General features: G+C 73.8%; 24 protein-coding genes. 20 read left to right on the top strand and 4 right to left on the bottom strand.

All coding sequences use genetic code 11. The annotated features are described in order from the left end of the window. Window positions 1-7 precede the first annotated feature (7 nt). A complete protein-coding gene (locus MF605_RS07080) occupies window positions 8-1,279 on the bottom strand; it encodes a heparan-alpha-glucosaminide N-acetyltransferase domain-containing protein (RefSeq protein ID WP_041104251.1) in 1,272 nt (423 codons plus the stop codon). Window positions 1,280-1,320: 41 nt separating this feature from the next. Between MF605_RS07080 and dapA the strand changes: the two genes are divergently transcribed. The 13 genes from dapA to dapF all read left to right on the top strand — a co-directional run bounded on the left by dapA (window position 1,321) and on the right by dapF (window position 16,247). Next, window positions 1,321-2,238: a 4-hydroxy-tetrahydrodipicolinate synthase gene (gene dapA / locus MF605_RS07075; RefSeq protein ID WP_036384223.1), complete on the top strand. Its 918-nt coding sequence runs from the start codon at window positions 1,321-1,323 to the stop codon at window positions 2,236-2,238. Between the two features lie 14 nt (window positions 2,239-2,252). After that, the gene (locus tag MF605_RS07070; protein ID WP_134416528.1) at window positions 2,253-3,938 is read left to right on the top strand and encodes a ribonuclease J; all 1,686 of its coding nucleotides are present in this window, start codon (window positions 2,253-2,255) and stop codon (window positions 3,936-3,938) included. A 54-nt stretch (window positions 3,939-3,992) separates the two neighbouring features. Next, on the top strand, window positions 3,993-7,139 hold the full coding sequence (locus tag MF605_RS07065) for an FtsK/SpoIIIE family DNA translocase (RefSeq protein WP_134416530.1): 3,147 nt from the start codon (window positions 3,993-3,995) through the stop codon (window positions 7,137-7,139). Beyond that, window positions 7,136-7,750, top strand: a complete 615-nt coding sequence (locus MF605_RS07060; RefSeq protein ID WP_041104255.1) for a CDP-alcohol phosphatidyltransferase family protein — start codon at window positions 7,136-7,138, stop codon at window positions 7,748-7,750. Before MF605_RS07065 ends, MF605_RS07060 begins: the two co-directional genes overlap by 4 nt. A 10-nt stretch (window positions 7,751-7,760) precedes the next feature. After that, the gene (locus tag MF605_RS07055) at window positions 7,761-8,282 is read left to right on the top strand and encodes a CinA family protein (RefSeq protein WP_095353821.1); all 522 of its coding nucleotides are present in this window, start codon (window positions 7,761-7,763) and stop codon (window positions 8,280-8,282) included. 80 nt (window positions 8,283-8,362) lie between these two features. Further along, the gene (locus MF605_RS07050; RefSeq protein ID WP_134416532.1) at window positions 8,363-9,646 is read left to right on the top strand and encodes a hypothetical protein; all 1,284 of its coding nucleotides are present in this window, start codon (window positions 8,363-8,365) and stop codon (window positions 9,644-9,646) included. A gap of 106 nt (window positions 9,647-9,752) precedes the next feature. Continuing rightward, complete coding sequence (locus MF605_RS07045) at window positions 9,753-10,154, top strand: helix-turn-helix domain-containing protein (protein WP_036315027.1); 402 nt, start codon at window positions 9,753-9,755, stop codon at window positions 10,152-10,154. 98 nt (window positions 10,155-10,252) lie between these two features. Then, window positions 10,253-10,471: a DUF3046 domain-containing protein gene (locus MF605_RS07040; protein WP_002856506.1), complete on the top strand. Its 219-nt coding sequence runs from the start codon at window positions 10,253-10,255 to the stop codon at window positions 10,469-10,471. Between the two features lie 210 nt (window positions 10,472-10,681). Continuing rightward, window positions 10,682-11,746 (top strand): recombinase RecA, encoded by a 1,065-nt coding sequence (recA, locus tag MF605_RS07035; protein ID WP_041104259.1) that lies wholly within the window; start codon window positions 10,682-10,684, stop codon window positions 11,744-11,746. Next, a complete protein-coding gene (locus MF605_RS07030) occupies window positions 11,743-12,759 on the top strand; it encodes a regulatory protein RecX (protein WP_134416534.1) in 1,017 nt (338 codons plus the stop codon). Before recA ends, MF605_RS07030 begins: the two co-directional genes overlap by 4 nt. Before the next feature lie 39 nt (window positions 12,760-12,798). Then, window positions 12,799-14,346, top strand: a complete 1,548-nt coding sequence (gene miaB, locus MF605_RS07025; RefSeq protein ID WP_020628159.1) for a tRNA (N6-isopentenyl adenosine(37)-C2)-methylthiotransferase MiaB — start codon at window positions 12,799-12,801, stop codon at window positions 14,344-14,346. Next, complete coding sequence (miaA, locus tag MF605_RS07020) at window positions 14,346-15,284, top strand: tRNA (adenosine(37)-N6)-dimethylallyltransferase MiaA (protein WP_134416536.1); 939 nt, start codon at window positions 14,346-14,348, stop codon at window positions 15,282-15,284. Before miaB ends, miaA begins: the two co-directional genes overlap by 1 nt. A 9-nt stretch (window positions 15,285-15,293) precedes the next feature. After that, on the top strand, window positions 15,294-16,247 hold the full coding sequence (gene dapF / locus MF605_RS07015) for a diaminopimelate epimerase (RefSeq protein WP_036336799.1): 954 nt from the start codon (window positions 15,294-15,296) through the stop codon (window positions 16,245-16,247). A gap of 57 nt (window positions 16,248-16,304) precedes the next feature. Here the strand turns inward: dapF and MF605_RS07010 are convergent, their stop codons facing one another. Further along, window positions 16,305-16,940, bottom strand: coding sequence for a class I SAM-dependent methyltransferase (locus tag MF605_RS07010; protein WP_134416538.1), 636 nt, complete (start codon window positions 16,938-16,940; stop codon window positions 16,305-16,307). A 25-nt stretch (window positions 16,941-16,965) separates the two neighbouring features. Further along, a complete protein-coding gene (locus tag MF605_RS07005) occupies window positions 16,966-18,129 on the bottom strand; it encodes an NAD(P)-binding domain-containing protein (RefSeq protein ID WP_095695527.1) in 1,164 nt (387 codons plus the stop codon). Window positions 18,130-18,573: 444 nt separating this feature from the next. Here MF605_RS07005 and hflX point away from each other — a divergent pair, with 444 nt between their 5' ends. Continuing rightward, window positions 18,574-20,214 carry a GTPase HflX gene (hflX, locus tag MF605_RS07000; RefSeq protein WP_044658588.1) on the top strand — a complete coding sequence of 547 codons (1,641 nt, stop codon included), beginning with the start codon at window positions 18,574-18,576 and terminating at the stop codon, window positions 20,212-20,214. Continuing rightward, entirely contained in the window at window positions 20,211-22,310 is a 2,100-nt protein-coding gene (locus tag MF605_RS06995; protein ID WP_044658587.1) for an ATP-dependent DNA helicase, read from the top strand. The genes hflX and MF605_RS06995 overlap by 4 nt, the downstream gene beginning before the upstream one ends. Window positions 22,311-22,372: 62 nt before the next feature. On the opposite strand, the gene lexA is transcribed toward MF605_RS06995, so the two are convergent. Next, entirely contained in the window at window positions 22,373-23,089 is a 717-nt protein-coding gene (gene lexA / locus MF605_RS06990; RefSeq protein WP_134416540.1) for a transcriptional repressor LexA, read from the bottom strand. Window positions 23,090-23,382: 293 nt separating this feature from the next. Between lexA and MF605_RS06985 the strand changes: the two genes are divergently transcribed. From MF605_RS06985 to MF605_RS06965, 5 genes are all read left to right on the top strand, one after another. After that, window positions 23,383-23,757 (top strand): LysM peptidoglycan-binding domain-containing protein, encoded by a 375-nt coding sequence (locus MF605_RS06985; RefSeq protein WP_020628151.1) that lies wholly within the window; start codon window positions 23,383-23,385, stop codon window positions 23,755-23,757. Window positions 23,758-23,800: 43 nt separating this feature from the next. Continuing rightward, window positions 23,801-24,922, top strand: coding sequence for a histidinol-phosphate transaminase (locus MF605_RS06980; RefSeq protein ID WP_134416542.1), 1,122 nt, complete (start codon window positions 23,801-23,803; stop codon window positions 24,920-24,922). Between the two features lie 181 nt (window positions 24,923-25,103). Then, the gene (gene hisB, locus MF605_RS06975) at window positions 25,104-25,685 is read left to right on the top strand and encodes an imidazoleglycerol-phosphate dehydratase HisB (RefSeq protein ID WP_152743305.1); all 582 of its coding nucleotides are present in this window, start codon (window positions 25,104-25,106) and stop codon (window positions 25,683-25,685) included. Next, window positions 25,685-26,344, top strand: a complete 660-nt coding sequence (gene hisH / locus MF605_RS06970) for an imidazole glycerol phosphate synthase subunit HisH (RefSeq protein WP_004167703.1) — start codon at window positions 25,685-25,687, stop codon at window positions 26,342-26,344. The genes hisB and hisH overlap by 1 nt, the downstream gene beginning before the upstream one ends. After that, a complete protein-coding gene (locus MF605_RS06965) occupies window positions 26,344-26,502 on the top strand; it encodes a CG2302 family histidine operon protein (protein ID WP_004167696.1) in 159 nt (52 codons plus the stop codon). The genes hisH and MF605_RS06965 overlap by 1 nt, the downstream gene beginning before the upstream one ends. Window positions 26,503-26,505: the final 3 nt, after the last annotated feature.

Genomic DNA, 26,505 nt, shown 5'->3' with positions numbered 1-26,505 from the left:
GCGTCGCTCAGCGCCCTCCGACGGCCCGTTCCCCACCCGCCCGGGAGAGCCGGGCCATCACGGCCTCGAGCGGACCCCGTCGGCCGCTGAGCTCGGCGGCCAGCCCGGCCGCGAGGCTCAGCACGACGAGGGCGGCGAGCAGCGCCCCGTCGGCCGGATCGAGTCCGGTCGCGTCCACGAGCGCGAGCACCACGAGGTGCCCCACGTAGAGCGTGAGCGGGATGCGCCCCGCACCCACGAGCGGGCGCAGCGCGGCGTGCCCGACCAGCGGCCGGGCCAGCAGGCAGGCGCCCAGCACGGCGCAGGCCCAGCCCGCCGCGAGCACGGCGGCCACCACGGACCCGGAGTGCGGGGTCGGCAGGGCGAGCCACAGCGGATCCGGGATCAGCAGCGCGAGCCGCGGCTCGCCCGTGCGCAGCGTGAGCGCCGTCTCGGCCGGGTCCGTGCCGATCGCCGCGGCGACGCGCCCGACCGTGCCCGGAGCCCGCAGCACCGCCGCACCGACGACGCCGGCCGCCGCCCACGCCGCGGCCCCGCCGCCGAGGATCCCGGCGGCCACGCGGGGCCGGTCCAGCGGCAGCCGCCCCAGGGCCAGCCCCAGCACGAGGAACGCGCCCCAGGACAGGACGGGGTAGTAGCCCGTGACCGTCAGATCGGCCAGCAGCAGCCCGGGACGCAGCAGGTCCGCGGGGCCGGGGGAGAGCCAGAGCCGCCCGCCCACGAAGAACTCCTGGCGCCCCACGGCGGCCTGCGCGGCCGCGACCACCGCGAACACCAGCACCGGCCCGAGCACGAGCCACGCCCCCGCGATCAGGCCCAGGGCGCGGGCGCGCAGGCCCAGCAGGGGCAGCGCGAGCAGGAAGAGCAGGGCGTAGTGGCACAGGATGACGGCCACGGGGACGCCGAGCGTCCCGCACGCGAGCCCGAGCACGAACAGCAGGCCCGCGCGTCGGGTGATCCGGCGGCGCAACGCCGCGCGCCGGACCCCCGTGGCCGGCGTCGCGCCCCCCGTGGACAGGGCCAGCCCGACGCCGGCCAGCAGGACGAACAGCACCGAGGCGCGTCCGGCGAACCACAGGAACGCCGGGTGCGGCGCCCCGTCCGCCGTCGCCGGGTCGACGACGTGGACGGTGATCATGCCGAGCAGGGCGATCCCGCGGGCCGCGTCGACGCCGGGCAGCCGGCGACGCGCGGGCCGGTCCGGGCGGACGGCGGCGGGGGGCGGGGCGGGACGCAGGGCGGGCTCCTCTCGAGTCGCCGCGCGTCGCGGAGGGGCCACGGACGGCGCGGGCCCCCAGTCTCGCAGGTAGGGTGGGGCCCATGAGTGCCGTCCGTTCCGCCGTCATCCCCTCCGAGCTGCTCTTCGGCACGGTCGTGCCCGCCATGGTCACCCCCATGACGGACGAGGGCGCCGTGGACCTCGAGGCGGCCGCCGCGCTGGCAGAGCACCTGGTGGACCGCGGGGCCGACGGCCTCGTGGTCACCGGCACCACCGGCGAGACCTCCACGCTCACGGACGACGAGAACGTGGCGATGTTCCGCACCGTCGTCGAGGCCGTGGGGGACCGCGCCAGGGTCGTGGCCGGCACCGGCACCAACGACACGGCGCACACCCTCGAGCTGTCCCGCCGCGCGGCCGAGACGGGCGTGGACGGGCTGCTGCTCGTCACCCCGTACTACAACAAGCCCAACCAGGCCGGCATCCGCGCGCACTTCGAGGCCGTGGCCGACGGCGTGGACCTGCCGATCATGCTCTACGACATCCCGGGCCGCTCCGTGATGCCGATCGAGCCCGAGACGATCATCGCGCTCGCGCAGCACCCCAACATCCGTGCACTCAAGGACGCCAAGGGGGACCTGCAGTCCACCACCACCGTCCTGGCGCACACGGACCTCGACCTCTACTCCGGCGACGACGGCGCGACCCTGCCGCTCATGGCGCTCGGCGCCGTCGGGGTCGTCTCGGTGGCCGCGCACGCGGCCCCCGAGCTGTACCGCCAGCTCGTGGACGCCGTCCACGCCGGCGACCTGGCCGGTGCCCGTGACCACCACTTCGCGCTGGACCCCGTCCAGCGCGGCATCATGACCCACGTCCAGGGCGCGGTGGCCGCGAAGGCCGTCCTCGCCGCCCAGGGCGTCATCCCGTCCGCAGCCGTGCGGCTGCCCCTCGTCCAGGCCACGCCGGACGAGCTCTCCGTCATCCGAGCCGACCTCGCGGAGGCCGGCATCACCTTCTAGAAGGGACCCGTTCCATGACCGCAGGCACCCGCCTGTCCACCCCGCCCAAGCTCAAGCGGGGCACCTGCCGCATCGTCCAGCTGGGCGGCCTCGAGGAGGTCGGCCGCAACATGGTCACCTTCGAGATCGACGGCAAGATCCTCATCGTCGACTGCGGCGTCCTCTTCCCCGAGGAGCACCAGCCCGGCGTCGACCTGATCCTGCCGGACTTCGACTACATCCGGGACCGCGTGGACGACGTCGTCGGCATCGTCCTGACCCACGGCCACGAGGACCACATCGGTGCCGTGCCGTACCTGCTGCGCCTGCGCGACGACATCCCCGTGATCGGCTCCAAGCTGACCCTCGCCCTGATCGAGGCCAAGCTCGAGGAGCACCGGATCAAGCCGCGCACCCGCGTGGTCAAGGAAGACGACATAGTCGAGTTCGGCCCGTTCGAGTGCGAGTTCGTGGCCGTGAACCACTCGATCCCGGACGCGCTCGCCGTCGCCATCCACACGGACGCCGGCACCATCCTGCACACCGGCGACTTCAAGATGGACCAGCTGCCGCTCGACGGCCGCATCACGGACCTGCGCGCCTTCGCCCGTCTCGGCGAGGAGGGCGTGGACCTGTTCATGACCGACTCCACGAACGCCGAGGTCCCGGGGTTCACCACCACGGAGGCGGAGATCGGCCCCACCCTCGAGCGCTACTTCGCCACGGCGAAGCGCCGCATCGTGGTGGCCTCGTTCTCCTCCCACGTGCACCGCGTGCAGCAGGTCCTCGACGCCGCCCACAAGCACGGTCGCAAGGTGGCCTTCGGCGGGCGCTCCATGATCCGCAACATGACCATCGCGGCGAAGCTCGGCTACCTCGACGTGCCGAACGGGATCCTCGTGGACATCCGCAAGGTGGACAAGTACCGAGACGACGAGATCGTGCTCATGGTCACCGGCTCCCAGGGCGAGCCGATGGCGGCCCTGTCCCGCATGGCCAACGGGGACCACCAGGTGCAGCTGGAGGAGGGCGACCTCGTCGTGCTGGCCTCCTCCCTGATCCCGGGCAACGAGAACTCCGTGTTCCGCGTGATCAACGGGCTCATGAAGCTCGGCGCGACCGTGGTGCACAAGGGCATGGCCAAGGTGCACGTCTCCGGCCACGCCTCCGAGGGCGAGCTGCTGTACTGCTACAACATCGTCGAGCCCGAGTTCGTGATGCCGGTGCACGGCGAGACCCGCCACCTGATCGCCAACGGCCGGATCGCGGAGAAGACCGGCGTGCCGGCCGAGAACGTCATCCTGGCCGGCAACGGCACCGTGGTGGACATGACCGACGGCCTCGTGAAGGTCGTCGGCGAGGTGGAGTGCGGCTACGTGTACGTGGACGGCTCCTCCGTGGGTGAGATCTCCGACTCGGACCTCAAGGACCGCCGTGTCCTGGGCGAGGAGGGCTTCATCTCGATCATCACCGTGGTCAACCGGCAGACGGGCACGATCGTGTCCGGTCCGGACGTCCACGCCCGCGGCGTCGCCGAGGACGAGAAGGTGTTCGAGGAGATCAAGCCGAAGATCGTCCGGGCGCTCGAGGAGGCCGTGCAGTCCAGCAAGGACCACACCGCCCACCAGCTCCAGCAGGTGGTCCGCCGGACCGTCGGCACGTGGGTCAACCGCAAGCTGCGCCGGCGCCCGATGATCATCCCGGTGGTCCTGGAGGCCTGACCCCTCCGGGTCGCCATGCCTGCCGTGTCCGCGGTTCGCGGTAGTTTGGTGGGCATGGCGACCCGTACTTCCCCCACGCGTTCGTCGTCCTCCTCCTCCGCCACGTCCCGCTCCGGCTCCGCCGGACGCCGAGGCTCCGGACGGAAGGGGTCGACCGCGACCGTCCCCGAGGCCGACCGGCCCGCCGCGCCCCTGCGCGCCCTGCACACCCTGTGGATGGGGTTGGCCACACCGGTCGGCGCGGGCTTCCGCAAGCTCGGCCCGGACGTGCGCATCGACCGCGAGGAACGCCGTGACGGCACCGGCCTGGTCCTGCTGCTGCTCGCCGCGCTGATCGCGGCCGTGGAGTGGTGGGGCCTGCGCGGCACCGCCGTCGGCCGCGTGGTGCACGGGGTGGTGGGCGGCACCGTCGGGTGGTTCGCCCTCCTGGTGCCGATCGCCCTGCTCGTCGTGGCCGTGCGCTGCTTCCGCCACGCCACGGACCATCGCGCCAACGGACGCATCATCATCGGCCTGCTCATGGCCACCGTCGCGGGCTCCGGCATCGCCCACCTCGTGGGCGGCGTGCCCTCGGCCGCCGACGCCTTCGAGGACATGCTCGGCGCCGGGGGCATGGTCGGCTACCTCGCGACGGCGCCGTTGGCCTCCCTGCTGACACCCGTGCCCGTCTGGGTCCTCATGATCCTGCTGGCCTTCTTCTCGGTGCTCGTGCTCACCGCGACGCCCGTCGGCTCGATCCCGCAGCGGATCGCGGGCGGCTACGACTGGCTCACGGGCCAGGACCCCGAGGGTGCCTCCGAGCAGCGGGCCGCCCGCCGTGCCGAGCGGCGCCGGGCCCGGGAGGAGCGCCGCGAGGCCGAGGACCTCGCCACCCCGCTCTCCGTGGATGCGGAGACCGGGCGCACCCACCCGGACCACGACCAGTCCTACCTGGACGGCCCGGCCGCCGGCGCCCACGCCGCCGGGGCCTCCCGCCCCGGCCTGTTCGCGCGCCTGTTCGGCGGGCGCCGGGCACGCGAGGAGCAGGCCGCCGACGCCGCCCCGGAGCACACCGCCAGCACCGCCTACGACTCCCCGGTGATCCACGAGGCCGAGGCCGGCTCCCACGCCGCCCCCGAGGCGGAGACCACCCAGGTCCTGCCCCGGCCCGCCCCCCGGCGAGCCGCTCGCGGGGAGCAGGGCGTGTTCGACGCCGAGCAGGCCGCCGCGGACGCGCGGGACGCGGGCCGGGACGCCTCGGACGACTTCGACCCGTGGGTGGACGAGGACGACGCGCCCGAGGACGCGGACGCCGAGCCGCAGCCGCCCGCCGGAGTGCGCCGGCCCACGGCCGCGGACCGTGCCCTCGAGCAGGTCCGCGAGCATGCCCGCGCCCAGCGCGAGTCCGCCGCCCCGGCCGCCGCGCGCCAGGAGGGGGACGCGGGGGAGGACACCCCGTTCGCCCTGGACGACGCCCCGGGTCAGGGCTCCGGGGCCGCCGCGCCGTCGTCGTCCTCCGCCGTGCCCGCCAGCACCCCCGCGCCGGTGCCGCCGGTGACCGCCGAGCCGGCCCGCGGCACCCAGTCCGAGCTGGGCGGGGACGTGTCCTACACGCTGCCGCAGTCGGCCCTGCTCCCGGCCGGGCCCCAGCCGAAGGAGCGCTCCGAGGCCAACGACCGGGTCGTCGCCGCGCTGACCACCACGTTCACCGAGTTCAAGGTGGACGCCCAGGTCACCGGGTTCTCCCGCGGGCCGACGGTGACGCGCTACGAGGTCGAGGTCGCCCCCGGCACCAAGGTGGAGAAGGTGACGGCGCTGGAGAAGAACATCGCGTACGCGGTGGCCTCCTCGGACGTGCGGATCCTCAGCCCCATCCCGGGCAAGCGCGCGATCGGCATCGAGATCCCCAACACGGACAAGGAGGTCGTGGCCCTCGGCGACGTCCTGCGCTCGCAGGCCGCCCAGCGCACCGACCACCCGATGGTGATGGGCGTCGGCAAGGACGTGGAGGGCGGCTACGTGGTGGCCAACCTCGCGAAGATGCCCCACATGCTCGTGGCGGGCGCCACCGGCGCCGGCAAGTCCTCGTTCGTGAATTCGATGATCACCTCGATCCTCATGCGCTCCACCCCGGACGAGGTGCGCATGGTGATGGTGGACCCCAAGCGCGTCGAGCTCACCGCGTACGAGGGCGTGCCCCACCTGGTCACCCCGATCATCACGAGCCCGAAGAAGGCGGCCGAGGCGCTGCAGTGGGTCGTCAAGGAGATGGACACCCGCTACGACGACCTCGCGGCGTTCGGCTACAAGCACGTGGACGACTTCAACAAGGCCGTCCGGGCCGGCCAGGTGAAGCTGCCGCCGGACTCCAAGCGCGTGCTGCGCCCGTACCCGTACCTGCTGGTCATCGTGGATGAGCTCGCGGACCTGATGATGGTCGCCCCGCGCGACGTCGAGGACGCGATCGTGCGCATCACCCAGCTGGCCCGTGCGGCCGGCATCCACCTCGTGCTCGCCACGCAGCGGCCGTCCGTGGACGTGGTCACGGGCCTGATCAAGGCCAACGTGCCCTCGCGCATGGCGTTCGCGACGTCGTCGGTCACGGACTCGCGCGTGGTCCTGGACCAGCCCGGCGCGGAGAAGCTGCTCGGCCAGGGCGACGCCCTGTTCCTGCCGATGGGCAAGTCCAAGCCCATGCGCGTGCAGGGGGCGTGGGTCAACGAGTCCGAGATCCACGCCGTCGTGGAGCACGTGAAGTCGCAGATGCAGGTCCAGTACCGCGAGGACGTGATCCCCGAGAAGACCGAGAAGGTCATCGACGAGGACATCGGCGACGATCTGGACCTGCTCCTGCAGGCCGTCGAACTCGTGGTCACCACGCAGTTCGGCTCCACGTCCATGCTGCAGCGCAAGCTGCGGGTGGGCTTCGCGAAGGCCGGCCGCCTCATGGACCTCATGGAGTCCCGCGGCGTCGTGGGCCCCTCCGAGGGCTCCAAGGCCCGCGACGTGCTGGTCAAGCCCGACGACCTCGCGGACGTGCTCGCCACCATCTCCGGAGACACCCCGCCCTCGACCGGAACCGGTGACGACGCCGCCTCGGCGTCGTCCGCTCCGCGCGACCTGGTGCAGGAGGACCTGGACTCGCGCCCGGCCGCCGTGGACTGGAACGATGAGGACGACGACGAGGGATCGGAGGACGCGTGGCAGCTGACGGGCAGATGAGCACGGCGGGCGGGGCGCAGCACGTGTCCGCCTGGAACCTGCCGAACATCCTGACCTCGGTGCGCATCCTGATGGTGCCCTTCTTCGCCTGGGCGCTGTGGGCCGGCGGGCCGTGGGGCGGCGACTCTCTCCTCGCCCGCTGGCTCGCGCTGGCGCTGTTCGCGGCGGCCATGTACACCGACAAGCTCGACGGGGACATCGCCCGCGCCCGCGGGTTGATCACCGACTTCGGCAAGATCGCGGACCCCATCGCGGACAAGCTGCTCACGGGCACGGCCCTCGTGCTGTTCTCCCTGCTGGGCGAGCTGTGGTGGTGGGTGACCATCGTGATCCTGGTGCGTGAATGGGGCATCACCCTGATGCGCTTCGTGGTGATCCGCTACGGCGTGATGCCGGCCGGCCGCGGCGGCAAGCTCAAGACCGTGCTGCAGACCGTGGGCATCGGCCTGCTGCTCCTGCCCCTGGCTCCGCTCGTGGGCGGCTGGTGGCCGTGGGCCGGCTGGGTGGTCATCGGGGCCGCCACCGTGCTGACGGTGCTGACCGGTCTGGAGTACGTCAAGGACGCGTGGATCCTGCGGCGGGACGCCCTCGCCGCCCAGCGGGGGGCCTGAGGCGATGACCATGGCGGCGGCCCGGGACGTGGTGCACGCGCTCGCGGACGCGGGCCTCACGGTGGCGACGGGGGAGTCCCTCACCGCCGGTCTGGTGGCCGCGCGCCTGGCCGACGTCCCCGGGGCGTCGGCCGTGCTGCACGGCGGCGTGGTGGCCTACCAGAACGCCGTGAAGACCGGCCTGCTGGGTGTGCCGGAGGACCTGCTCGCGCGGGTCGGGGCGGTGGATGCGGACGTGGCCCGACGGATGGCCCTCGGCGCCCGGGCGGCCCTGGGCGCCGACGTCGGTGTGGCCACCACGGGCGTCGCCGGGCCCGAGCCGCACCAGGGCCAGCCGGTGGGCACCGTGTGGCTCGGCCTGGCCGTGCCCGACGCGGACGCGAGCGCGCTGGACGTGCTCGGCGGCGAGCGCGACGGCGCGGCCACCGCGATCCTCCTCCGGCTCGACGGCGACCGGGCCGCGATCCGGGAGGCCACCGTCGCCGCGGCGCTGCAGGCCCTGACGCACCTGCTCGCCGGCCCCGGCCACTGAGGCTGCACGGGGGCGCCGACCGACCCGACTCGGCGCCCCGTCCCTGGTGCCGGCCCAACCCGGTGCGTAGGTTCGGCGCGATGGAGACCGCATCGCCTCCCACCCCGCCCGAGCATGCACCGCAGGACGGCGACGACGCCCCGGGCCCCCGCGTCATCGGCCTCGTGGCCGACCCGGGCACCCCGTGGGCCCTCGTGCGCCGCATCGCCGGGGACGTCGAGGACCGGCTCGACGAACGCCTGCCGCAGCCCGGCGGCTGGCGGGTCGAGACACGGCAGGAGTCGCTGCCGGTCGGTGCGACCGGGGGCATGGTCCTGGAGGAGCCGGTCCGCTCACTCGCGGACGGGCAGGGATGGGACACGGTGGTCGCCGTCGTCGACCTGCCCCGGTTCGACGACCGGCGCGGCGTGGTGGCGGACGTCGTGCCGCAGCTGCGGGTCGGCGTCGTGTGCGTCCCGGCGCTGGGGGTCATCACCCCGGCCCGCCGGCTGCGGGAGACGGTGCTGCGGATCGTCGAGCACATCGACACCGCCCCCCACGTGGACCCGCCGGACGGGGAGCTGGACGTGCAGTCCTCCGACGAGTCCGGCGAGGTGGAGGAGGACGACGACCGGTCCCCGACGGACGAGCCCCCTGAGCCCGACACGGACGCACTGCGGGGCATCGCCCCCCTGGTCGACGTCGACGCGGACGTGACCACGACCACCCGGATGGGCGGCGGGTCCCGGCGCACGTCCACGGTGTACGTGAAGGGCTGGACGGGCACGCTGCGTCTGCTGGCCGGGATGGTGATGGCCAACCGGCCGCTGCTCATGCCGCGGGACATGACGTTCACGATCGCCTCGGCCAGCGCGGCCGGTGCCTACGGCGTGTTCTTCGGCTCCATCTGGGTGCTCTCCAGCGTGATGTCCCCGGGGCGGCTCGCGGCGGTCAGCGTGCTGTCCGTCGTGCTGCTGGTGGCGTGGCTGGTCACCACGAACGGTCTGTGGACGCATGGTGCGGCCCACCGGCACAGCTCGCGGCTGGACGACCTCTCCACCGTGCTCACCGTGGGCCTGGCCTGCACCGTCGTCTACGTGCTGCTCTTCGTGACGCTGCTGCTGGTCGCGCTCATGATCATCCCCGTGGAGTATCTGGGGGAAGATCTCGACCAGCCCAGCGGCGTGGGCGACTACGTCCGGCTCGTGTGGCTCGCGGCGTCGATGGGCACGATGGCCGGGGCCGTCGGCTCGAGCCTGGACGACTCCGACCGCATCCGGAACGCCACGTACTCCCTGCGGGAACGGCATCGGCGCTCGGAGCGGCACGGGGGCGACGGGGCCGCGGAACGCCCGAGGGAGGGGGAGGCCGTGCCTCGGGAATGAACGCGACCCCGCCCGACGTTGAATGTAATGAGTCAAGAAGAGTGCCTCGCGGGATCAGGCCCGCGGCCCGGTGCCTTCAGGAAAAGTCCAGGAGCAGGCGATAGACATGATGCGACATCCCGTCCATTCCCACGGAATCACGCGCTGGGTCGATGACCAGCCCCGTCCCCGCGCGGCCGCCCCCGACATCAAGGAGCGCAGCATGCCCCTCCTCCGCCACGAGATCGGCGACGTCCTGCGCGACGTCCGGCAGCTCCAGGGCCGCACCCTGCGCGAGGTCTCGCACGATGCCCGTGTCTCGCTCGGCTACCTGTCGGAGGTGGAGCGCGGCCAGAAGGAGGCCTCCTCCGAGCTGCTGGCCTCGATCTGCCAGGCGCTGGACATCCCGCTGTCCTACCTGCTGCGGGAGGTCTCGGACCGGCTCGTGGAGCAGGAGGGCATGGTCGTCCCGGACACCCTGCCGGACGACCTCACGGACCCCAGCCTGGGCTCGCTGGCCGGCCGCTGACCCCGCCACACCCACGGCGCGGGCGCCCCGTCTCGGGGCGCCCGCGCCGTCTGCGTCCCCGTCCCTGACCCCGCGACCGACCACAGAGAGGACCGCCCGTGCGCGAGAGCGAGTTCCGCCGGCTGATGGACGAGGAGTTCGGCCCCGCCCGGGCCGGCCTCGTGGCCGACTCCCTGCACCTGCCCGGCCTGGACACCACCGCGACGGCGGCGCTCGCCGCCGGCGTGGACCCGCGGCGGGTCTGGCTGGCGGTCTGCGACCTGCATGAGATCCCGCAGGAGCGGCGTCTCGGTCGGGACGTGCCGCCGAAACGCTGACGCCGCGACGCGCTGGCGGGGCACTGCCCCTGTTCGAACACGTGTTCGAAGAATGCGGTAGAGTCCTGCACAGCAGTGCGACGGGGTGATCTCGTGCACAGGCGGGGCCGGCCACGCTTATCGTGTCCGCCGCCCCCCGTAGATTCACGGACATGACCGAGGCGGGCGCTCCAGCGTCCGCGGCAGCACCACCAGAGCTAGGGGTGAAGGATGAGCAAGGTGACGGATCGCGAGAAGGCCCTCGAGGCCGCTCTCGCCCAGATCGACAAGCAGTTCGGCAAGGGTTCCGTCATGCGGCTGGGGGACCAGACCCAGGCACCCGTCGAGGTCATCCCCACGGGCTCGGTGGCCATGGACGTGGCCCTGGGCATCGGCGGCCTGCCGCGCGGCCGCGTGGTGGAGATCTACGGCCCGGAGTCCTCGGGCAAGACCACCCTGGCCCTGCACGCGGTGGCCAACGCGCAGCGCAACGGCGGCATCGCGGCCTTCATCGACGCGGAGCACGCCCTGGACCCGGTCTACGCCCGCCAGCTCGGGGTGGACACGGACGCCCTGCTGGTCAGCCAGCCGGACACCGGCGAGCAGGCCCTGGAGATCATGGACATGCTCGTCTCCTCGGGCACCCTGGACATCGTCGTCATCGACTCCGTGGCCGCGCTGACCCCGCGCGCCGAGATCGAGGGCGAGATGGGCGACTCCCACGTCGGCCTGCAGGCCCGCCTCATGTCCCAGGCGCTGCGCAAGGTGACCGGCCGCCTGCACCAGACCAAGACCACGGCCATCTTCATCAACCAGCTGCGCGAGAAGATCGGCGTGTTCTTCGGCTCCCCGGAGACCACCACGGGCGGCAAGGCGCTCAAGTTCTATGCGTCCGTGCGCATCGACGTCCGCCGCATCGAGACCCTCAAGGAGGCCGGCAACCCCGTCGGCAACCGCACCCGCGTGAAGATCGTCAAGAACAAGATGGCCCCGCCCTTCAAGCAGGCCGAGTTCGACATCCTCTACGGGGTCGGCATCTCCCGCGAGGGCGGCCTGATCGACATGGGTGTCGAGGAGGGCATCGTCAAGAAGTCCGGCGCGTGGTTCACCTATGACGGGGACCAGCTCGGGCAGGGCAAGGAGAACGCCCGTCGCTTCCTCAAGGACAACCCGGACCTCGCCAACGAGATCGAGGAGCGCATCCTCACGAAGCTCGGCATCGGCGTGGCCCCGGAGGCCGAGGACGACGAGGCCCCGGCCCTGACCGCGGTTCCGGGGGACACCGCGGCCGGATGACCCGATCGCGCCGGAACGTCGGAGGCGGGGCCGCCCACCGGTCGGAGACGACCGGCCGGAGCGGCTCCGCTCCCGGTGCGTCCGCGTTCGACGACGCCCGGGACTCGGACGTGGGCCGGATGTGGCTCGATCTGGCCGGCGCACCGGAGCCGACGTCGTCCGACGCGGACGCCACGGAGGCCGCGCGGAACGCCGTGCCCGCGCACGATGCCGGGACCCCCGCGGGGGACGTCCCGGATCCCGCCCCCGGCGTGGCACCGGATCTCGGGGCCCTGCTGACTCGCGCGAGCGACCTGCCCAGCCCCGCGCCCGGCGCCGGGCCCCGGACGCTGCCCTGGTCCGGGCGCGAGGACACCCGGGCGGACATCGAGCGCCGGGGCCGGAAGCGGGCCACCACGCCCCCGCGGCGTGGCCGTCCTCGCGACGAGGGACGCCCGGCCGTGGATCCCCGCCCCGCCGTCGAGACCGACCGCCCCCGACGTCGCCCCGGCCCGGCGCCCCTGCCCACCGCACCGCGTGAGCGCGAGGAGGCCGCACGCGAGGTCGTCCTGCGCCAGCTCGCCCTGGGCCCCCGCTCCCGCGGCCAGCTCGAACGCAAGCTCGCCGAGCGCCAGGCCGAGCCCGAGCTGATCGAGCGCGTCCTCGACCGCTTCGAGGAGGTGCGCCTCGTGGACGACGCCGCCTTCGCCGAGGTCTGGGTCCGCAGCCGTCACCGAAGCAAGGGCCTGGCGCGCCGTGCCCTCGGGCACGAGCTCCAGCAGAAGGGCGTGGACCGGGAGATCGCCGCCGAGGCGCTCGAGGCCATCGACGGCGAGGACGAACGGGCCGCCGCCCTCGACCTCGTGCGCCGACGGCTGCGGGGCCGCACCGTCCCCGGCGGTGCCTCGCCGGAGGCCCGGGCCGAGCGGGACAAGGTGACCCGCCGCCTCGTCGGCATGCTGGGACGCAAGGGCTACGGCGGCGGCCTCGCGTTCGCCGTCGTGAAGGAGGTCCTCGCCGAGCACGAGGAGTGAGCGGACCCGGGCCGCGCCCGGAGTTCCTAGAATGGTGCGGTGACTCTGACGGACCCCACCCCCCGCACCACCCCGCTCGCGCAGGACGGCGCCGCCGCGCGCCCGCACGAGGGCCTGACCTATGAGGTCCGCACCTTCGGCTGCCAGATGAACGTGCACGACTCCGAGCGCATCTCCGGCCTGCTCGAGTCCACCGGCTACGCCCCGGTCGCCGAGGACGCCCAGGCCGACCTCGTGGTCTTCAACACGTGCGCGGTCCGCGAGAACGCGGACAACCGCCTGTACGGCAACCTCGGCAACCTGCGTGCGGTGAAGGACGCGCACCCGGGCATGCAGATCGCCGTCGGCGGGTGCCTCGCCCAGAAGGACCAGGCCGCCATCCAGCGCAGGGCCCCGTGGGTGGACGTCGTCTTCGGAACCCACAACATCGGCTCCCTGCCCGTGCTGCTGGAGCGCTCGCGCCACAACGCCGAGGCCGAGATCGAGATCCTCGAGTCGCTCGAGGTGTTCCCCTCCACCCTGCCCACCAAGCGCGACTCCACCCACTCCGGCTGGGTGTCCATCTCCGTGGGCTGCAACAACACGTGCACGTTCTGCATCGTCCCGTCGCTGCGCGGCAAGGAGAAGGACCGCCGCCCCGGGGAGATCCTCGCCGAGGTGCAGGCGCTCGTCGACGCCGGCGCCGTCGAGGTCACGCTGCTGGGCCAGAACGTGAACACCTACGGCGTCGAGTTCGGCGACCGCGGCGCGTTCGCCAAGCTGCTGCGCGCGTGCGGGGAGATCGAGGGCCTCGAACGCGTCCGCTTCACCAGCCCCCACCCGGCCGCGTTCACGGACGACGTCATCGACGCGATGGCCGAGACCCCCAACGTCATGCCGCAGCTGCACATGCCCCTGCAGTCGGGCTCGGACAAGGTGCTCAAGGACATGCGCCGCTCCTACCGGTCCGCGAAGTTCCTGCGGATCCTGGAGAAGGTGCGCGAGCGCATCCCGCACGCCGCCATCACCACGGACATCATCGTCGGCTTCCCCGGGGAGACCGAGGAGGACTTCGCCGAGACGATGCGGGTGGTCGAGGCCTCCCGCTTCTCTTCCGCGTTCACCTTCCAGTACTCCATCCGCCCGGGGACCCCGGCCGGGGAGATGGACCACCAGGTGCCCAAGGCCGTCGTCCAGGAGCGCTTCGAGCGCCTCGTGGCCCTGCAGGACCGGATCTCGGCCGAGGAGATGGCCACGCTCGTCGGCACCCGCCAGGAGCTGCTCGTCACCGCCGACTCCGGCTCCAAGGCCGCGGAGCGCGGCCGCCTGTCCGGGCGCGCACCCGACAACCGGCTCGTGCACTTCTCCGTGCCCGCCGGCGCCGAGACCCCCCGCCCCGGCGACTTCGTCACCGTGACGGTCACCGAGGCCCACCCGTTCTTCGCCGTCGCCGACCCGACCGCACAGGACTACGTCCTGCGCCGCTCCCGGGCCGGCGACGCGTGGGACCGCGCCCAGGCCGAGTCGTGCGGCGCGCCCGCCCCCGGCACGGCGGGCGGCTCCGGGGCCACGAGCCTCGGCATGCCGACCCTGCGCCCGCGGTCCTGATGTCCGCCGCCGCGGCCCGGCCGCCCGTCGTCGCCGTCGTCGGGGCGACGGCGACGGGCAAGTCCGCCCTCGCCGTCGCCCTGGCGCACGCGCTGGACGGCGAGGTGGTCAACGGGGACGCCCTGCAGTTCTACCGGGGGATGGACGTGGGCACGGCGAAGGTCACCCAGGCTGAACGCGAGGGCGTCCCGCACCATCAGCTGGACGTGCTCGACGTCGGCCAGGAGGCCTCGGTGGCGGCCTTCCAGTCCGCGGCCCGCGACCTGTTCGACCAGATCCGCGCGCGGGGTCGGACCCCGATCCTCGTGGGTGGCTCCGGGCTGTACGTGCGGGCGGCGCTGGACGTGCTCGAGTTCCCGCCCACGGACCCGGCGCTGCGGGCCGAGCTGGAGGCGCGCGCGCAGCGGGAGGGCCTGGCCGGGCTGAGGGCCGAGCTGGCCGCCCTGGACCCGGTCTCGGCGGAGCGGCTGCAGGACGCCCGCCGCATCGTGCGCGCGCTGGAGGTGTGCCGGCTGACGGGCCGCCCGTTCTCCGCGTTCATGCCGGAGCGCACGTACGCCCCGGAGGTCGCCCCCGTGGTGCAGCTCGGCCTGCGCCTGGACCGGGCCGAGCTGCACCGGCGGATCGCGGCCCGGGTGGAGTGCATGCTGGCCGAGGGCCTGCTGGACGAGGTCCGCCGCCTTGACGTCCCCGGGCCGGACGGGCTGCGGCAGGGACCGACCGCGTCCCGCGCGATCGGCTACGCCCAGATGCTCGCCGTCTTCGACGGCGAGCTCACCGAGGCGGAGGCGGCCGAGCAGACCGTCGTGGCCACGCGCCGGTTCGCCCGACGCCAGGAGACCTGGTTCCGGGCCGACCCGCGCGTCGTCTGGCTCGACGCGCAGGGCGAGGACGTCGTGGCGGAGGCGCTCGCCGTCGTCGCCGGGGGCGCCACCTAGACTGGGCCCATGACCGAGCAGCCCGCGGCGCCCGCCGCCCAGGACCCCCTCCACGCGAGCGCGCCGCGCGTGCCGTTCACGAAGGGCCATGGCACGGGCAACGACTTCGTGCTGATCGCCGACCCGGACGGCAACACGCAGCTCGACGCCCAGCGCGTCGCACGGCTGGCTGACCGGCACCGGGGGATCGGCGCCGACGGCGTCATCCGCGCCGTGCGGTCCGCGCGCCTGCCGGAGGGTGCGGCGCTGCTCGCCGAGCACCCCGAGGCCGAGTGGTTCATGGACTACCGCAACGGCGACGGCTCGATCGCCGAGATGTGCGGCAACGGGGTGCGCGTCTTCGTGCACTTCCTGGTCGAGAAGGGCCTCGTGGACCTGGCCCCCGGCCGGTCGATCACCATCGGCACGCGCGCCGGTGTGAAGGCCGTGACCCGGCTCGAGCACGGCTACGCGATCGACATGGGCCCCTGGTCCTACCTCGACCCCGAGCTGGCGGAGGAGGCGGCGTCGGACTCGATGGTCCTCGCCCACGGCCTCACCGATCCGCGTCCGGCGCTGAGCGTGTCGCTGGGCAACCCCCACACCGTGGTCCCGCTGGCCTCCTTCGCCGACCTGCAGGGTCTGGACCTGGGCCGCGCCCCCGAGGTGGACCCGGCTCCGCCGCACGGCACGAACGTCGAGTTCGTGGCCGCGCACGAGCCGCTCGTGCGCGAGGGCGTCGGCCGCGTGCGGATGCGCGTGCACGAGCGCGGGGTGGGCGAGACCCAGTCCTGCGGGACGGGCGCGTGCGCGGCGGCTGTGGCGATGCGCGCGTGGTCGGGCGACCAGGGCTCGGACTCGTGGCTCGTCGAGGTGCCCGGTGGCGTGCTGGCCGTGGATGTCGTGCCGGGTCCGGAGGGGGCCGAGCACGTGGTCCTCTCGGGGCCGGCCGAGCTGGTCTTCGACGGCGAACTCACCGCCTGACCGCTTTCGTTCGGGAAACGGCGGGCCACGAACCGCTGTCGTTCGGGAAACGGCGCCTCAGCGCGCCCGCGCCACCCGCAGGATCCGGAAGCCCTTGACGCTGTCCGCCCGCTCCGCGGTGAACCGGCTGGGCGCGCGCTCCTCGAGCATCCGGCCGATCCACGGCAGCAGCGAGTCCGCGCCGAGGTTCTTCTGCACCACCAGCCAGGCTTCGCCGCCGGGGGCCAGTCGTGGCAGCCACCGCTCCAGCAGGGCGTGCAGCGCCGGCTTGCCGATCCGGATGGGCGGGTTGGACCAGATGAGGTCGAACTCCGCGCCCTCGGGGACGTCCTCCGGCCGCAGTGCCACGACATTGCCGAGGCCCAGCGCCGCGGCGTTGTCGCGGGTCAGCTGCAGGGAGCGGTCGTTGACCTCGACGGCGGTCACCTCCGCCTCGGGCGACCGCAGCGCCAGCGTGAGGGCGACCGGCCCCCAGCCCGCGCCGACGTCGAGGAACCGGCCCCTCGCCGGCGGCGCGGGCACGGCCGAGAACAGGGCCGCGGTGCCCTTGTCCAGACCGTCCGGGGAGAAGATCCCGTTGGCCGTCTGGACCTCGACGTCGCGGCCGGCCAGGCGGGTCCGCAGGGTGCGGCGCCGCTCGGGCGCGGAGGGGTCGGCGTCGAAGTAGTGGGATGCGGAGCTCACGGCGACCATGGTAGCCAGCAGGTCGTCGCGGCCCTCAGCCCGACGCCGGCCCGGCCAGGTCCGCGAGGATCGCGCGCGCTGCGTCGCGCCCGGCGCGGTTGGCCCCGACCGTGGACTGGGAGGGGCCGTAGCCGAGGAGGAACAGGCGCGGCTCGTCCAGGGCGCGCGCGCCCGCCACGCGGATGCCGCCGGCGGGCGTGCGCAGCCGCAGGGGAGCGAGGTGCCGGATCGCCGGCCGGAAGCCGGTGGCCCAGAGGATCACGTCCGCCGGTTCGAACGAGCCGTCGGGCATCCGCACCCCGTCCGGCTCGACGGCCGTGAACATGGGGTGGCGCACCAGCACGCCTCGTGTCTCGGCCTCGCGCACCCAGGACGAGCGGTGCATCCCGGTCGCCTCGACCACGGAGCCCGGCGGCAGGCCCGCACGGGTCCGTTCGTCCACCCCGCGCACCGACTCGGCCAGGGCGCCGGGCGCGGCCGAGTCCTGCCACTGCGGCTCGCGGCGGGTCACCCACAGGGTGTCCGCGACCGTGGAGGTCTCGGCCAGCAGCTGCGTCGCCGAGACGCCCATGCCCACGATCCCCACCCGCTGCCCGGCGAACTCGTCCTTGGACACGTAGTCATGGGTGTGCAGCTGCCGGCCGCGGAACGAGCGCATCCCGGGCACCGAGGGCCACCGCGGGGACGTCCAGGTGCCGGTCGCGTTGACCACGAAGTCCGCCCGCCACGTGCCCGGCGCCCCGTCCGTGCGGACGAAGAACCCGCGCGCACGTCCCGGCTCGCCGATCCGCTCGACGCGCCTCACGCGCACGGGCCGCCGGATCGGCAGGGCGAACCGTGCCTCGTAGTCCGCGAAGTAGGCCGGCAGCAGGGCGTTGGCGCGCGCGGCCGGGTCGGCCGGCGGCACCGGGTCGCCGGGCAGCTCGTGGATGTGGTTGACGGTGGCCATCGTGAGCGAGTCCCAGCGGTGCTGCCAGGCCCCGCCCGGGGCGGTCTCCGCGTCGAGCACCACGAACGTGCCGGGGGCGTCCTCGGGGACGCCGGCGGCGCCGTCGTCGTTCGGAGTCAGCCCCACGAAGCCGCGGCGGCGCAGGTGGTAGGCGGCGGACAGCCCCGCCTGGCCCGCGCCGATCACGACGACGGTCGCCCGGCCCGTCCGGCCGGGCTGCGGCGGGGCGGGGGAGGGGGACGCGGTCATGCCCGCAGGATACGTGCGCGTCGTCAGCGGACCGGGCGCCGGGGCCCCTGTCGCCCACACGCGCCGCCCGGTACACTCGACGCCCATGTGGATCTTCCTGCGCTGACGCCCCCGCGTCACTGCCCGCCCCCGCCCCCTCGCGCGCCCGCCTCGGATGAGGCCGTCGAGCGCGCCCCGGCACCTGATGGAGATCCCACCATGGACGATGTGGTCCGCCCCTGCACGCCCGCCGACGAGACTTCGTGGCTGCGGTGCCGCGTGCTCGCCTTCCTCCCGCGAACGGAGCCGCCGCGAGATCGTCGCAGCGCGGCGCCGACCCCTGCCCACACGGCCGTGCGCGTCACCCGTCACGTCCGCCCCCTGCGGACAGCCGCCTAACGCGTCCGCGCACCCCTTTACCCTGAGACCATCGGGCCACCCGACCGCGGCGGCCCAGAGGAGACCATGACTGAGAAGAACCAGCACACCCCCGGCCCCCAGGGCACCCACGGCTCCGAGGACGAGATCCAGGCCGTGATCGAGCGCATCCTGGCCGCCGATGACGCTCGCCGTGCCTCCGAGCGCGAGGCGACCGGGCGCGGCTCCGCGGTCAGCGTGGCCGCGGACGACGAGGGCGCCCCCGACGCCGGCACCCCGGACCGTTCCGGCGCGCTCGCGGGCCGCGCACTCGCCCTGAACGAGGGCGAGGACGGCCACACGGACGCCGACGGCGACCAGGACGAGCTCGCCGCGCGTCACTCGCTCAAGCGCGTGCAGGGCCTGTCCACCGAGCTCGAGGACATGACCGAGGTCGAGTACCGCCAGCTGCGCCTGGAGCGCGTGGTGCTGGCGGGCGTCTGGACCGAGGGCTCCGCGGAGGACGCGGAGAACTCCCTGAGGGAGCTCGCCGCGCTCGCCGAGACCGCGGGCTCGGAGGTGCTCGACGGCGTCATCCAGCGCCGTGCCACCCCGGACCCGGCCACGTTCCTCGGCAAGGGCAAGGCGCAGGAGCTCGCCGAGATCGTGGCGCTCTCCGGCGCGGACACCGTGGTGGTGGACTCCGAGCTCGCCCCGTCCCAGCGCCGTGCGCTGGAGGACGTGGTGCGGGTGAAGGTGATCGACCGGACCGCGCTGATCCTGGACATCTTCGCCCAGCACGCGAGCTCGCGTGAGGGCCGCGCCCAGGTCGAGCTCGCGCAGCTCGAGTACCTGCTGCCGCGCCTGCGCGGCTGGGGCGATTCCATGTCCCGGCAGGCCGGCGGCCGTGCCGCCGCCGGCGAGGGCATCGGCTCCCGCGGCCCCGGCGAGACCAAGATCGAGCTGGACCGCCGCCGCATCCGCACCCGCATGGCGAAGCTGCGCCGGGACATCGCCGGGATGAAGCCGGCACGCGAGGCCAAGCGCGCCAACCGTCGTCGCAACCGGGTGCCGTCCGTGGCGATCGCCGGCTACACCAACGCCGGCAAGTCGTCCCTGCTCAACCGCCTCACCCACGCCGGGGTGCTCGTGGAGAACGCCCTGTTCGCCACCCTGGACCCCACCGTGCGCAAGGCCATGACGCCGGACGGCATCGGCTACACCCTCTCGGACACGGTCGGCTTCGTGCGGAACCTGCCCACGCAGCTGGTCGAGGCGTTCCGCTCCACCCTCGAGGAGGTCGCGGACGCGGACGTCATCCTGCACGTCGTGGACGGCTCGCACCCGGACCCCGAGGGCCAGATCGCCGCGGTGCGCTCCGTGTTCGCGGAGGTGGACGCGCACCGGATCCCCGAGATCATCGTGCTGAACAAGGCGGACGCGGCGGACCCGGCCGTCGTCGCCCGGATCCGGTCCAAGGAGCCCCACGCCGTGGTGGTCTCCGCGCGCACCGGCGAGGGCATCGACGAGCTCGAGCGCGCCATCGCGGCCACCATCCCGCGGCCTGACGTGCGGCTCGAACTGCTGATCCCGTTCACCCGGGGTGAGCTGGTCTCCCGCCTCCACTCGGCGGACGCGGAGATCCTGGCCGAGGGCTACGAGGAGGGCGGCACCCGCCTGTCCGTGCTGGTCCGTGAGGACATCGCGTTGGACTTCGCCGAGTTCGTCGTGGAGGCGGACGCGTTGTGAGCGGCGGGGCGGAGGAAGTCGGGGCGGGCGGCGCGCAGCCCCGCACGGAGCGCGAGCGCGAGGCGCTGCGCCTGCTGGACGCCGCGGTGCAGGCCACCGGCGGCCAGCATCGCGCGGGCCAGCGGGAGATGGTGCTGCAGGTGGCGCGCGCCCTCGAGTCGCGCCGCCACCTGCTCGTGCAGGCCGGCACCGGCACCGGCAAGTCCCTCGCCTACCTCATCCCCGCGATCCAGCACGCGATGACGCAGGAGGACCCCGTCGTCGTCGCCACGGCCACGCTCGCGCTGCAGGCCCAGATCATGAAGCGGGACGCCCCTCGGCTGGTCGAGGCGCTCAAGGACGAGCTGCCTCGCGAGCCCGTCGTCGCCCTGGTCAAGGGCCGCTCCAACTACCTGTGCCGGCACAAGGTGGACGGCGGCTACCCCGGGGACGAGGGCGAGGAGGCCCTCTTCACGGTCGCCGACGACGGCGGGGTGATCGGCTCCGCCACGGACGGCGCCGCCGGGCCCTCCTCCCTGTTGGGCAAGGAGGTGATGTACCTGCGGGCGTGGGCGGACCAGACCGAGACCGGGGACCGCGACGACCTCGAGGTCCCCGTCACCGACCGCGCGTGGCGGCAGGTCTCCGTCTCCGCGGTCGACTGCCTCGGCGCGTCCCGCTGCCCCCAGGCCGAGGAGTGCTTCTCCGAGCGGGCCCGCGCGGACGCGGCGGACGCGGACGTCGTGGTCACCAACCACGCGATGCTCGCCATCAGCGCCTTCGAGGGGCTCGCGGTGCTGCCGGCGTACTCGGCCGTCGTCGTGGACGAGGCCCACGAGCTGCAGGACCGGGTGACCGGTGCGGTCACCGGGCAGCTGTCCGGGTCGATCGTGCACGGCGCCGCCACCTCGCTGCGCCGTCACACCACCGTGGCCGTGGAGGACCTGATCGAAGCCGGGGCGGCCCTGGACCGCGCGTTCACGGACACCCCGTCCGGCCTGATCGCCGCCGGCCCGGACGAGGTGCAGGAGCAGGCCCTCACCGGCGTCCTCACGGCCGCGCGCCAGTGCCTGTCCGACCTCGGCCAGGACAAGGACAAGGAGGCCGACGCCGACGGCGGACGGCAGATGGCGCGCTCGCGGATCCTCGAGGTCCTCGAGGTGGTGGAGCGCATGCTCGCCGCCAGGCCCGAGGCCGACTTCCCCGAGGTGCTGTGGGCCACCCGCCCCGGCCACTTCGAGCCCGGCGTGGGCTGGCAGCCGGGGGACGAGACCGACCCGCCCCAGCTCTACGTGGCCCCGCTCTCGGTGGCCGGCAAGCTGCGGGAGGGCCTGTTCGGCAAGGCGACGACGGTGCTCACCTCCGCCACGCTCACCGTGGGCTCGGGGGAGCGCCGGTTCGACTCGGTGGCCGGCGACGTGGGCCTGGCCGGTCCGGACGCCCCGAAGTTCGAGGCCCTCGACGTCGGCAGCCCCTTCGACTACCCGCGTCAGGGGGTGCTCTACGTGGCCCGGCACCTGCCCCGGCCCGGCAGGACGGCCTCGCCGGAGTCCCTGGATGAGCTCGAGGCGCTCCTGAGGGCGTCGCGGGGCGGGGCCCTCGGCCTGTTCTCCTCGCGCCGGGCGGCCGAGGACGCCGCCGCCGAGATGCGCCGTCGGCTCGGGCCGAAGACCACGATCCTGTGCCAGGGGGACGCGACCCTCTCCGCCCTCGTGCGCCAGTTCGCCGAGGAGCCGGACACGTCCCTGTTCGGCACCATGAGCCTGTGGCAGGGCGTGGACGTGCCGGGGAACTCGCTGCGGCTGGTGGTGATCGACCGCATCCCGTTCCCGCGGCCGGACGACCCGCTCTCCCAGGCCCGCACCCGGGACGTCGCCCGGCACGGCGGCAACGGGTTCATGCGGATCTCCGCCACGCACGCGGCCGTGCGCATGGCCCAGGGCGCCGGGCGCCTCGTGCGCTCCGTGACGGACCGCGGCGTGGTGGCCGTGCTGGACCCCCGCCTGGCCACCGAGCGGTACGGCGGCTACATCACGAGCGCCCTGCCGGACTTCTGGCGCACCACGGACGGCGACGTCGTCCGCGGGGTGCTGGCACGGCTCGCCTCGGGCGATTGACCTCGCCCGGCCTCTGGCCGTCGGCCCGGCCCGGTCGGAGGGAGCGGGTCAGAGCGAGCGGGTCAGAGCGAGCGCAGGACCGTGACGACGCGCCCCATCACGGTGGCGTGATCGCCGAGGATGGGCTCGTAGGCCGTGTTCTGGGGCAGGAGCCACGTGTGCCCGTCACGGCGGCGGAAGGTCTTCACGGTGGCCTCGTCGTCGAGCAGGGCCGCGACGATGTCGCCGTTCTCCGCCATCTCCTGCCGGCGCACCACCACCCAGTCGCCGTCGCAGATCGCGGCGTCCACCATAGAGTCGCCCGTGACGCGCAGCATGAACAGCTCGCCCTCGCCCGTGAGGCGTCGCGGGATCGCCATGACGTCCTCGACCTGCTGCTCCGCCAGGACGGGGCCGCCCGCCGCGATGCGGCCGACCCAGGGGACCGGCACGCTGTCCGCCTCGTCCGCGCCGGTGTGCCACGCGGGGATCGCGGAGACCTGCGACGACGGCGCAGCGGCGGGGGAGGCGGCCTCACCCAGCGGGGTGCCGTCCACGTCGAGCAGCACCTCGAGGGCACGCGGGCGACCGGGGTCGCGCCGGATGTAGCCGTGTCGCTCGAGACGGCCGAGCTGGTGCGTGACGGAGGAGAGGGAGGCCAGGCCCGCGGCGTCGCCGATCTCGCGCATGGAGGGCGGGTAGCCGTGGTCGGCGATCGCGTCCCGGATGGTCTGCACGATCCGCCGCTGGCGGTCGGTGAGCGGCGCGCGCGCCGCCGGCTGATCGTCGGTGGTGCTCATGGCTGCCGTCCGTTCTCCCGGGGGTGATGGTGGCCGGCCTCGTGTTCCGGCGTCCGGCTGCCGTCCGGCGCTTACCGTGTCCGCCCCCGCTGGTTGCCTGTGTCCTGGCGATCCCCGGGGGCGTTCCGGGGCGTCCGTGCATCGCCTCGAGCCTAGAGGAGAGCCGCCTCTCCTTCAAAGATATGTTCGATTTGTTCGTGGCGTGTCTCGAACACCTGTGCTAGAAAGGGATTCGAACGGATTCGAACAGATGTTCGATCGCCTGGAGGGCATCCGCCCCGGAGGAGGACACCATGACGCTCACCACCGCCCAGTTCGCCGGTTCGCCCGCGACGGCGCGGCCGCGTCCGGCCACCATCCGTCTGACCCGCCGCGGCCGCCTCGTCCTGCGGGGGATCCCCGTGATCGCCGCGGCCGTGGCCGCCACGCTGGCGGCCGCCTTCTTCCTGGGTGTGCTGCTGTCGCCCGCCGCGGTGTCCGCGGACACCGCGGGACCCGCCACCCAGTCCGTCACGGTCATGCCCGGGGACAGCCTGTGGACCATCGCCACCACGGTGGCGCCGGAGGCGGACGTCTACGAGGTGATCGCCACGATCGACGAGCTCAACGGGCTCGAGGGCCGGGCCCCCGCCCCGGGCGAGGAGCTGTTCGTCCCGGCCACGCGGTGACGCACGGCGGGCCTCGCCCTCCAGGGTTCCTAGACTGGCGGCCATGACCGACCTCAGCTCTCTGCCCCTGCGCGAGAACCTCCGCGGCCTGAGCCCCTACGGCGCCCCCCAGTTGGACGTGCCGTACATGCTGAACACCAACGAGAACACGCACCCGGTGCCGGAGGAGGTCGCCACCGCCATCGCCGAGCGGGTCGCGGCCGTCGCCGGGGGGCTGAACCGCTACCCGGACCGCGAGTTCACGGGGCTGCGACGCGCACTCGCCAGCTACCTCGGCCACGGCCTCACGGCGGACCACGTGTGGGCCGGCAACGGCTCCAACGAGATCCTGCAGCAGATCCTCCAGGCCTTCGGCGGCCCCGGGCGGACACTGCTGAGCTTCCTGCCCTCGTACTCCATGTACCCGCTGCTGGCCGGCGGCACGGACACCGTGTTCGTGGACGGTGGCCGCGCCGCGGACCACACCCTCAGCGCCGAGCATGCGGCGGCCATGGTGCGGGAGCACCGTCCGCACGTCGTCTTCCTGGCCTCGCCCAACAACCCGACGGGCACCGCCCTGGACCTGGCGACCATCGAGGCCGTGTACGCCGCGCAGGCGCAGAACGAGGCCGCCGGCGGGCCCGGCGCGATGGTCGTCGTGGACGAGGCCTACGCGGAGTTCGCCCTCGCCGGCACCCGCTCCGCCCTCACCCTCCTGCCCGGCCGGGAGCGGCTGATCGTCACGCGCACCATGTCCAAGGCGTTCGCCCTGGCCGGCGCGCGCCTGGGCTACCTGGCCGCGGACCCCGCCGTCACCGACGCCCTGCGCCTGGTGCGCCTGCCGTACCACCTCTCCGCGGTCACGCAGGCCACGGCGGAGGCCGCCCTCGACCACGTGGACGCGCTGCTGCGCACCGTGGAGGACATCAAGGCCCAGCGCGACCGCATCGTCTCCACCCTGCGCGGCCTGGGACTGAGGCCCTCGGTGTCCGACTCGAACTTCGTCTTCTTCGGTCACCTCGAGGACGCCTCCGACGTGTGGCGCCGCCTGCTCGACCGCGGCGTGCTCGTGCGGGACGTCGGCATCCCGCACCACCTGCGCGTCACCGCCGGCACCGAGCCGGAGACGACGGCGTTCCTGACCGCTCTCGAGGAGGTCCTCGGCGAGACCGGGCACCGGTCCTGAGGCGTCACCGGAGTCTGGGCGTCCGCCCGGCTCCCTAGGATGGGGTCAGCGCGCGCGGCGCCCCGGCCCGCCGGCACCGGCCGCGCGCACCCGCATCCCCCCGCACCCGTCCCGGACCGGTGCGGACCCAGCCCGAGGAGGACCCGTGGCAGCCGAGCTGATCTCCGGACGCCGTGCGCGCATGACGCGCACCACGAGCGAGTCGGACGTGTACGTCGAGATGGATCTGGACGGCACCGGCCGTGCTGAGATCTCCACCACCGTGCCGTTCTACGACCACATGCTCACCGCGCTGTCCCGGCACTCCCAGATCGACCTGACGGTCCGCGCCACCGGGGACACGCACATCGACGTGCACCACACGGTCGAGGACGTCGCCATCACCCTGGGTGAGGTGCTCAAGACCGCGCTCGGGGACAAGTCCGGCATCCGCCGCTTCGGCGAGGCGTCCGTGCCGCTGGACGAGGCGCTGGCGCGCGCCGTCGTCGACGTCTCCGGCCGGCCGTACCTCGTGCACGAGGGCGAGCCCGAGGGCCAGCAGTACCACCTCATCGGCGGGCACTTCACCGGTTCCATGACCCGCCATGTGTTCGAGTCGATCACGTACCACGCGGCGATCTGCCTCCACATGGACGTCGTGCGAGGCCGGGATCCGCACCACATCGTCGAGGCGCAGTTCAAGGCCTTCGCCCGCGCCCTGCGCGCCGCCGTCGAGGACGACCCCCGCATGACCGGCGTGCCCTCCACCAAGGGCGCCCTCTGATGGCCCGCCCCACCACCGTCCCCGGCGTGCGGCCGCGCGTCGCCGTCCTGGACTACGGCTCGGGCAACGTGCACTCGGCGCTGCGTGCCGTGGAGCGGGCCGGCGCGGAGGTCGAGCTCACGCGCGATCCGCAGGCCGTGCAGGAGGCCGACGGGCTGCTCGTGCCCGGCGTCGGGGCGTACGCGTCCGTGATGCGGGCACTGACCGAGGTCGGCGGCACCCGCTGGATCGGCCGCCGCGTGGCCGGGGGCCGACCCGTCCTCGGCATCTGCGTGGGCCACCAGATCCTCTTCGACGCCGGCGTCGAGCACGGCGAGCGCACCGCAGGCATGGGGGAGTGGCCGGGTGTCGTCGCCGAGCTGCCCGCCGAGGTCCTGCCCCACATGGGCTGGAACACCGTCCGGCCGCCCGAGGGCAGCGCCCTCTTCGCGGGCATCGAGGACGAGCGGTTCTACTTCGTCCACTCCTACGGCGTGCTCGAATGGGAGTTCGACCAGACGATCTCCGCCATGCGTCCGCCCCAGGTCACCTGGGCGCACCACGGCGCGGACTTCATCGCCGCCGTGGAGAACGGCCCCCTGTCGGCCACGCAGTTCCACCCCGAGAAGTCCGGGGACGCCGGGCTGCAGCTGCTGCGCAACTGGCTGGAGACCCTCTGATGCCCTACTGGTCCGTCCTCTACCTCGCCCTCGGCGGGCTGCTGCTCGGCGCCGCCTGGTCCATGCGCACGCAGAAGGCGCCGCTGTGGGCCATCGTGATCGTCCTCGTGCTGGCCGGCATGGCCATCGCCGCCTCCTTCCTGACCGTCGGCGCCTGACCG

Origin of the sequence: Micrococcus luteus, from assembly GCF_022664405.1 — a bacterium.
GTDB classification, from domain to species: domain Bacteria; phylum Actinomycetota; class Actinomycetes; order Actinomycetales; family Micrococcaceae; genus Micrococcus; species Micrococcus luteus.
Note: the sequence above shows the minus strand (reverse complement) of the source record. Positions and strands in the feature narration are given on the sequence as shown.